This is a genomic window from Terrimonas alba (genome assembly GCF_042434975.1).
In the GTDB taxonomy this organism is placed as follows: domain Bacteria; phylum Bacteroidota; class Bacteroidia; order Chitinophagales; family Chitinophagaceae; genus Terrimonas_B; species Terrimonas_B alba.
Genome location: NZ_JBHMQM010000008.1, coordinates 371,869 through 377,894, shown reverse-complemented (window position 1 = coordinate 377,894; position 6,026 = coordinate 371,869). Strand labels below are relative to the sequence as shown.

Annotated in this window: 10 protein-coding genes; 9 read left to right on the top strand and 1 reads right to left on the bottom strand. The window is 39.9% G+C overall.

Annotated elements, in window-relative coordinates; all coding sequences use genetic code 11:
* Positions 1 to 150: 150 nt before the first annotated feature.
* Complete coding sequence (locus ACFEL9_RS22910; protein WP_385894933.1) at positions 151 to 600, bottom strand: IS110 family transposase; 450 nt, start codon at positions 598 to 600, stop codon at positions 151 to 153.
* A gap of 443 nt (positions 601 to 1,043) precedes the next feature.
* Between ACFEL9_RS22910 and ACFEL9_RS22905 the strand changes: the two genes are divergently transcribed.
* The 9 genes from ACFEL9_RS22905 (at position 1,044) to ACFEL9_RS22865 (ending at position 6,003) form a co-directional block, all read left to right on the top strand.
* The gene (locus tag ACFEL9_RS22905; protein ID WP_385894931.1) at positions 1,044 to 1,364 is read left to right on the top strand and encodes an ArsR/SmtB family transcription factor; all 321 of its coding nucleotides are present in this window, start codon (positions 1,044 to 1,046) and stop codon (positions 1,362 to 1,364) included.
* Complete coding sequence (locus ACFEL9_RS22900; RefSeq protein WP_385894929.1) at positions 1,361 to 1,864, top strand: SRPBCC family protein; 504 nt, start codon at positions 1,361 to 1,363, stop codon at positions 1,862 to 1,864. The genes ACFEL9_RS22905 and ACFEL9_RS22900 overlap by 4 nt, the downstream gene beginning before the upstream one ends.
* Positions 1,865 to 1,981: 117 nt before the next feature.
* The gene (locus ACFEL9_RS22895) at positions 1,982 to 2,422 is read left to right on the top strand and encodes a VOC family protein (RefSeq protein ID WP_385894927.1); all 441 of its coding nucleotides are present in this window, start codon (positions 1,982 to 1,984) and stop codon (positions 2,420 to 2,422) included.
* A gap of 196 nt (positions 2,423 to 2,618) precedes the next feature.
* Positions 2,619 to 2,723, top strand: coding sequence for a hypothetical protein (locus tag ACFEL9_RS22890; RefSeq protein ID WP_385894925.1), 105 nt, complete (start codon positions 2,619 to 2,621; stop codon positions 2,721 to 2,723).
* Between the two features lie 98 nt (positions 2,724 to 2,821).
* Positions 2,822 to 3,235: a DoxX family membrane protein gene (locus ACFEL9_RS22885; RefSeq protein WP_385894923.1), complete on the top strand. Its 414-nt coding sequence runs from the start codon at positions 2,822 to 2,824 to the stop codon at positions 3,233 to 3,235.
* Between the two features lie 28 nt (positions 3,236 to 3,263).
* Positions 3,264 to 3,617, top strand: a complete 354-nt coding sequence (locus tag ACFEL9_RS22880) for a cupin domain-containing protein (protein WP_385894921.1) — start codon at positions 3,264 to 3,266, stop codon at positions 3,615 to 3,617.
* Positions 3,618 to 3,634: 17 nt separating this feature from the next.
* Positions 3,635 to 4,423: an MBL fold metallo-hydrolase gene (locus ACFEL9_RS22875; RefSeq protein WP_385894919.1), complete on the top strand. Its 789-nt coding sequence runs from the start codon at positions 3,635 to 3,637 to the stop codon at positions 4,421 to 4,423.
* A gap of 259 nt (positions 4,424 to 4,682) precedes the next feature.
* Positions 4,683 to 5,102, top strand: coding sequence for a VOC family protein (locus tag ACFEL9_RS22870; RefSeq protein WP_385894917.1), 420 nt, complete (start codon positions 4,683 to 4,685; stop codon positions 5,100 to 5,102).
* Between the two features lie 574 nt (positions 5,103 to 5,676).
* Complete coding sequence (locus tag ACFEL9_RS22865) at positions 5,677 to 6,003, top strand: ArsR/SmtB family transcription factor (protein ID WP_385894915.1); 327 nt, start codon at positions 5,677 to 5,679, stop codon at positions 6,001 to 6,003.
* Positions 6,004 to 6,026 lie beyond the last annotated feature (23 nt).

Here is a 6,026-nt window from a genome sequence, read left to right as displayed (position 1 = left end):
TTAAGCGGCTACGCATACTTTCTGCTGCGCTGCTGTACTTCCATTTTATATCAGCGATCCAGCTCTTCATTTCCCGGTTCCAATTCGGATTATCGTACTGAGCCGGTAACTTTATTCCGAAGTACAGCAACTGACTTTTGATATGATTCTTTATGCTATGCTCCGCAGGTTGCGGGCCAGGTGTATTCTTCGCCTGAATAAAGCTCTTAATTGTTCCTGTTCTTCGCCGGGTATATAGATGCCTTTCAGGTTCCCATCACTAAGATGCTTACATAAATTTCGGCTATCGATCCTGTCTGTTTTTTGCCAATCCTGTTTATTGTTGCGGGGTACATCGGCCGGATTGACTACGCTTACTTCCCATCCCTTTTGTTGCAATTCCCTCGCTATCCAGTAGCCGCAGCAGCCGGCTTCATAACAACAGCTTACTGTGTAGCCAGGAAAATTTTTCTCAACATAATTGATCAGTGTTTCTGATTCTGCGGGCATGGTCACTGTCTTGTTGTCAAACAGGTCAGTCTTAAAATGTGCTGTCCAGCTTTTTTTGTGCACATCCATGCCAATGAATAATTTTGGTGTGGCGGTAGTTTGAGACAACATCTTATTAAGTTTTGGGTAGCCACGTAATAACCGTGGACTACAGTTAAAAAATGGTTGCTTAAATTACCGCTTTTACATAGATGCTTTCTGCTATGCTGACTGACGTGGTAATAATCGGCTGTAAATCGCTATCAGAAATAGAAACACAGTTAAAGTATCATCAACGCATGGTCAATCACTTAAAGAATTTGCAATAACAATCAACGCAGAGGCCGGTATCTTTATGGTGGTTAATAACCCCGATGATTAAACAGGCCGGATTATCAGATACTCACGCACAGCAGAAAGCCCTGGACGTAGGCGTCATTTCAACAACCCCTCCGACAACAACTAAAACTTCCCGACATTTTACCCCGACAAAAAATAATTGCATATAAGTTTGCGCAACTCAAGAGTTGCATATATATTTGCAACCTGAAGGTTGCGTAATTAAATATTGAACAATGAAACAAGACATATTCCAGGCCATAGCTGACCCAACACGCAGGGCTATTTTAACTTTAATTGCTATTCAGGCATTAACGCCAAATGCAATGGCGGAAAAATTTGATATGAGCCGACAGGCAGTATCAAAACATATTAAAGTATTACAAGAATGCGAATTGATAAAACCTGAGCATTCTGGCAGAGAAATTTATTATCACTTTAATCCAAAGAAGATGCAGGAATTTGACAATTGGTTAGCCCAATTCAGGAAAATGTGGGAAACTCAATTTAATCAACTTGACAAAGTATTATCAACAATTAAAAAACAAAAAAAATGACTAACAATTTGCTATTTGATTTTACCGTTGACAAAGCAACAAAAACAGTATTCATAACCAGGGAATTTGATGCAGACCTTTCACTGGTATGGGATGCTTTTACCAAACCAGAAATTCTTGACCAATGGGTGGCGCCCAGACCCTGGACATCAAAAACAAAATTTATGGATTTCAAAGTGGGCGGGCGAAGATTTTATGCAATGGTAAGCCCGGAAGGACAAGAGCGCTGGGCAATTCAGAAATACACTTCCATTAGTCCAAAAACAAATTTCAAAATGTTTAATGCTTTTGCAGACAAAGATGAAAACCCTGAATTACCGGGTTCTGATTGGGATTATACTTTTAGCGAACAGAACGGAAAGACAACAGTGGTTATTACTATTTATAATGAATCCCTTGCCCGCATGGAGAAGATGATTGAAATGGGCTTCACAGAAGGATTTAAAATGTCAATGAATAATTTGGAAAATCTGTTGGCAACTTTATCGCAACGGTCCTGAGCCCTGCCTGGTGGCAGTGCAAACTCCAGTTTGATCAAAAGAAATTTATAATCGCATCTACAACGGGAAAGCTGAAAACCGAAAAAAGTAAGCATACAATTAAAAATCAAAAATAATATGGCAACCATCAATCCTTACATACACTTCAACGGAAATGCCGAAGAAGCATTTACATTTTACAAATCAGTATTTGGCGGAGAGTTCGCAAAAATTATGCGTTACAAAGACCTGTCAAGCCCTGAATTCCCGGTAGCAGAAAATGATGCAAATAGAATTATGCACATTACTTTGCCTATCGGTAAAAGTAATGCGCTACTGGCTAGTGACGTTTTAGAAATTATGGGACAAGTAACGGAAAACGACAACAGAAATACTATTTCAATTAGTGCAGAAAGTCGTGAAGAAGCCGACAAATTATTCAACGGACTTTCAGAAGGCGGTAAGGTTGAAATGCCAATAGCAGACGGTCCTTTTGGTTCTTACTTTGGAATGTTTGCAGACAAATTTGGGGTTCAATGGATGGTGGACTTTACCCCAAAGTGTAACGGGCAAAAGTAACTGACGAAAAACAATGAACGCCTGATATCGGCAAAAGCAGGGCTGACGAATGTAATTGAACAGTTTACATCTATCAGCATTTGTGCTGAATTTCGGCTGACGGTTTTCAAACACGCAGGCAAAACCGCACAGAATTCTATTTGTTACTTCTGAGTCAAAAAGGCTGCCCGCTTATGGAGATTTATCAGTAAAAGAAGTGGCATACCATCCTGGCTTTAACGACTCCTTTTATTTTTCTAACTTTTTCAAAAAGCAAACAAAGCTTTCGCCCAAACAATACAAGGAAGAATTTTCCTTATAAATATTACATGCTTTTCTCATAATTCTCTATTCTTTCGCCCTGCAGCAAAAACCATCTTTGCACGTGTAAATTATTTGAAAATAAAAAACAGGTACATTATGATGATGGATATTGCATCAGTATTACTCCGGCTGGCATTGGCCTCAGGTTTTCTTTCGGCAGTAGCAAGCCGCCTGAAATTATTGTATAAGACCACATCAGGCTGGAGTGGTTTCCTTGATTACACTGCACAAGTAAATTCTTTTTTGCCCAAAGCCGTAATACCCACCGTGGCAGTAACAGCCACTGTACTGGAGGCAGGCTTTGCATTACTATTGCTGGTTGGCTATCAAACAAGATTTGCCGCCTGTGGTTCAGCCGCACTTACCTTACTGTTTGCATTGGCAATGGCTGTTTCATATGGTATTAAAGAACCGCTTGACTATTCCGTATTTGCATTTAGTGCCGGGGCGTTTCTACTGGCCACATTGCCTTCTTACAAATGGAGCATTGACCAGCTGCTAACAAAATAATTTTCTTTAACTAAACTATTTTATAAAAATGAAAACAGACATCAACAATTACATTGTCAGAAAAAATCAGAAAGAGTGGCAACCACTGGTAGAAAAAGGAGTCCATTACGTTGGTATATGGGTGAAATCACTCCTGTTTAATGAAACACAAGAAAGATCAACTACCATTTTATTAAAGTTTGAACCGGGAGCCAGCTATCCTTATCACAATCACCCGGCAGGTGAAGAGATATTTGTTTTACGAGGCGAAGCCATCATAGAAACTCAGACACTATGCGAAGGCGACTATCTCTATACTCCTCCCGGCTTTAAACATTCGGTTCACAGCAAAACCGGCTGCACTTTGTTTTTTGTAATACCCGAAGAAGTGGAAATTGTATAAATTCAAATATGGACAATATGAATGATAACATAATATGCAGTACTTGCGGCACAACATATCCTGCAGGCTCATCGCCAGATATATGTATTACCTGTCTTGATGAACGCCAATGGGTGCCACAGGAAGGTCAGCTTTGGACAAAGCCTTCAGAGCTGCACCGGAAACACAGCATTAAACTAAACCGGCTTCAGAACAATCTATATGAACTTGAGATAAATCCCATGTTCGCTATTGGGCAAAGAGCACTGCTGGTACTGAGTGAGCAGGGAAATATACTGTGGGACTGCATACCTATGCTTGATGAAATGACCATTGAATTTATAAAAGGCAAAGGCGGGTTAAAAGCGATTGCTTTTTCGCATCCGCATTTTTACAGCAATATGAATGACTGGGCCGAAGTATTTGAATGCCCTGTATATATTCATGAAAAAGATGAGCAGCATATAATGGTAAAAGGTAAACATGTGCGTCTCTGGACAGGGAATGAAATGCAGCTTTGGGATGGAATGCGGCTCATTAATATCGGAGGACATTTTGAAGGCAGCAGCATATTGCATGTGCCTTTTCTGTCAAAAGAAGGAAGCATACTCTGCGGCGATACATTATTTCTTTCTCCAAGCAAAAAACACTTTTCTGTAGTGTACAGTTCGCCAAACCGGATTCCATTGCCATTGTTGGAAATGAAAAGAATTAAAAGCCGGCTTGATGAAATACCTTTTGATTCGTTTTACGGGTATATTAAAACTCAAAACCTAACTAAAGACGTGAAGAGAGTTTTAGAAGTATCAATGGCCAGATATGTTTAGTATCATTATTGAACCACGAACCGCTAACAAAAGGCTGCTGCAATACTGGCAGACGGAAGATCAATCGGCATTTTTAATGCTATCAGCTAATATCGGGCATTCGGCATTTGTTGTTAACTTCAACTAAAATTTTTCAATTGGCTTCAGTTGTGGGCTGATAGTTAAAGAATATCAGCTCAGCAGCGAGCCGTGGACGTTAACGGCAAGTTTTTGAGACATTGCTAACTTTCGACTAAATAAAAGTGAAATATTAACAGGCATGACAATCTCAAACGACAAAACATTTTTTGCGCCCCAACTTTTTATTCCAAGTGGTGTCAGAGACATTTCATTTTATTTCAAAGCATTCGGAGCAGTTGAAATTAGGTCATGGAGAAATGATGATGGCAGTATTCATGTTGCTGAACTTTCTATCAATGGAACAATTTTTCACCTACACGAGGAGCGACCCATGAAGGGACAACTTGAACCAAATAAAGTAAAAGGTGTCACAACCCTTATAGGGCTTTTTGTTGAAGATGTTGACCCGGTGATGAATAATGCACTACAAGCGGGAGCAACCCTTTTAAGCCCTGCTCAAGACTATGATTATGGCTACCGACAGGGAAATATCCAGGACCCGTTCGGACATCAATGGATGATTGAAATGAAAATCCATCAACCCATATCTCATACATAATTTCAGAATAAAAACAAGATTTCAGAATAATGACAAACAACAATATCACAATTGACTGAAACAGAAAAAGAGGATTTAAACGCATTTTTTCAATTTCAACTTGACAAAGAAGCAAATTATTTAGCAGCTTTCACATCTAAAGACCCAAACGACAAAACTGTCATTGATTTCTTCACAGCTGCTAATGACAGGCGGAGTAATCTTTAAATACAACTCATTATAGTAGAGACAGTCGGTTAGCAACCAGCCTGCCGCCAACATGTGGTTCCTATGTAAAGCGGCACGGGAGGGATAATATGTTTATAAATGGTCTCCCCTTATTACAATCAGACGCTGTCCCGGGGCTTATTTAGCCCAAGCCAACCCCGGTGTATAAGCGTCTACAACAATCAGTAATCAAAAGGCTCATACCTTCCCGCCATCCGGTTTCATAGAATGAAGCACTGCTATGCTCATCTTCGGTGTAATCTTTTACCAGGTTCCACTTACCACTCACAGGATCCGGGAACAAAAAGCAGAAAAATTTGCGTAGTTAAATAGCTACACATATATTTGTAGTCAAATAGCTACACAAATGAACCTAAGACGAGACGTTTTTCAAGCCATAGCAGACCCGACAAGAAGGGCGATACTACTGCTGGTAGCTTCGCAATCCATGACAGCAGGTGCTATAGCGGCAAACTTTAACACAGCCAGGCCAACCGTTTCAAAACACCTGCAAATCCTCACTGAATGCGAATTACTTGAACAAGAATACAACGGCAGGGAAGTCTATTATCACTTCAATCCAAAAAAAATGAAAGAAATAGCAGACTTTATCGAACCCTTCCGCAACATGTGGGATGACAGGTTTAATAAATTGGAAAACGTAATGAAAAAGTACAAAACTGCCGGCCGGTAAGCAGGTAAAAAAAGTAAAATACT

Excerpts from the sequence above, each read along its gene's own strand:
- ACFEL9_RS22910 (WP_385894933.1), bottom strand. The coding sequence starts at position 600 with ATGTTGTCTCAAACTACCGCCACACCAAAATTATTCATTGGCATGGAT.
- ACFEL9_RS22905 (WP_385894931.1), top strand. The coding sequence starts at position 1,044 with ATGAAACAAGACATATTCCAGGCCATAGCTGACCCAACACGCAGGGCT.
- ACFEL9_RS22900 (WP_385894929.1), top strand. The coding sequence starts at position 1,361 with ATGACTAACAATTTGCTATTTGATTTTACCGTTGACAAAGCAACAAAA.
- ACFEL9_RS22895 (WP_385894927.1), top strand. The coding sequence starts at position 1,982 with ATGGCAACCATCAATCCTTACATACACTTCAACGGAAATGCCGAAGAA.
- ACFEL9_RS22885 (WP_385894923.1), top strand. The coding sequence starts at position 2,822 with ATGATGATGGATATTGCATCAGTATTACTCCGGCTGGCATTGGCCTCA.
- ACFEL9_RS22880 (WP_385894921.1), top strand. The coding sequence starts at position 3,264 with ATGAAAACAGACATCAACAATTACATTGTCAGAAAAAATCAGAAAGAG.
- ACFEL9_RS22875 (WP_385894919.1), top strand. The coding sequence starts at position 3,635 with ATGAATGATAACATAATATGCAGTACTTGCGGCACAACATATCCTGCA.
- ACFEL9_RS22870 (WP_385894917.1), top strand. The coding sequence starts at position 4,683 with ATGACAATCTCAAACGACAAAACATTTTTTGCGCCCCAACTTTTTATT.
- ACFEL9_RS22865 (WP_385894915.1), top strand. The coding sequence starts at position 5,677 with ATGAACCTAAGACGAGACGTTTTTCAAGCCATAGCAGACCCGACAAGA.